We start from the raw sequence: 1,440 nt of genomic DNA, 5'->3' as shown, positions 1-1,440 counted from the left end.
CTTGGGGGAAGGTGGCCGAGCTAAGCTCACCCGGACGAGGGGGCCACTTGGCGCCGACGGCGATCCGTCAAATACCCCAACCGTCTTGGCGCTACGCGCCAATCCACCTTCTACAGGGTGAGAAGGAGAGGCGACACCGATGCCTCGTCGCCGGGTAGCGGGTTAGCTTGAAATAAGCGAGAGCGCTGACTCTTCCACCGATCCACAATCGTAAGGACCGTCTTTGCTGCGGTCAGCGAGTGGCCTATCAACTCAACCCAATATACGAGCTTCTCTCCATCGAGAAACGGCTCAAACCGCGCCACGCCATCGATCCAGTCGCCGGTAAGGCTCGTAACGTAGTCGGGTGCGGCTCGAACCGTGCCAGTGCGCCTTAACCCCAACCATAGGAATTGGTGATAAGCACTCGGTCGCCGTCAGAGAATTTTGCCACTACTTCACCTGCTTTTGGTAGGGACCTCGTGCCGCCGGCTTTAGCGCCTTCGCCGCGCGTGATAACGGAGCGCTGGCGGGACAGCGCCCCCCCTCTGGCCGCCTGATATCTCCCCCTCAGGTGGGGAGATCAGCTCATCGCGAGCGCCGGCGCTGCCCCTCATCCGCCTACCGGCACCTTCTCCCCGTAAAGTGAACGGGGAGAAGGAAAGCTTACGCAAACGCCCCGTGGCAGTGCTTGTACTTCTTGCCCGAACCGCACGGGCAGGCCTCGTTGCGGCCGACCTTGCCCCAGCTTGCCGGGTTGTTCGGGTCGCGGTTTTCGGGGGCGACGATGGCATTCGTCTCCTGGCGGACCAGAAGCCCGGTCTCGCCGCCGTTAAAATCGTCCTCGCCGGTGGTGCCGTCGAGATGGCTGCCGAACATGTCGGGCGCCTCGGGCGGCGGGGCTTCAGCAGCCTGGCGGACCAGCTCGACGCGCATCAATTGCGCGGTGACGGCCTGGCGCAGATTGCCGAGCATCGCCTGGAACAGCTCGAACGCCTCGCCCTTGTATTCCTGCAGCGGATCGCGCTGGGCGTAGCCGCGGAAGCCGACGACCGAGCGCAGATGGTCGAGGTTGACGATGTGCTCGCGCCACAGATGGTCGAGCGTCTGCAGCACCACTGAGCGCTCGACATAGGTCATCACGTCGGGGCCGAAGCGCTCGGCACGCTCTTTCGCGGCGGTCTCGGCGGCCTGGCTGATGCGCTCGCGGATGTCGTCCTCGGCAATGCCCTCTTCCTTGACCCAGTCCTCGACGGGCAGATCGAGATTGAGGAATTCGGCGACCTCGGCCTTGAGGCCGGCGACGTTCCACTGCTCGGCATAGGCGTTTTCGGGAATGTTCTTGGCGACGATCTCCTCGATGACGCCCTCGCGCATCTCGGCGATGGTCTCGGACAGGCCTTCTCCGTCCATCAGCTCGAGGCGCTGCTCGAACACCACCTTGCGCTGATCGTTGGAGAC

1 protein-coding gene is annotated in these 1,440 nt (G+C 63.7%); it reads right to left on the bottom strand.

Annotated elements, in window-relative coordinates:
- Positions 1-645: 645 nt before the first annotated feature.
- On the bottom strand, positions 646-1,440 hold a 795-nt coding region (locus tag EOA85_RS35185), incomplete at its 5' end, for an SEC-C metal-binding domain-containing protein (protein ID WP_206523470.1).

This window comes from Mesorhizobium sp. M5C.F.Ca.IN.020.29.1.1 (assembly GCF_003997375.1).
GTDB classification, from domain to species: Bacteria; Pseudomonadota; Alphaproteobacteria; order Rhizobiales; family Rhizobiaceae; genus Mesorhizobium; species Mesorhizobium wenxiniae.
Note: the sequence above shows the minus strand (reverse complement) of the source record. Positions and strands in the feature narration are given on the sequence as shown.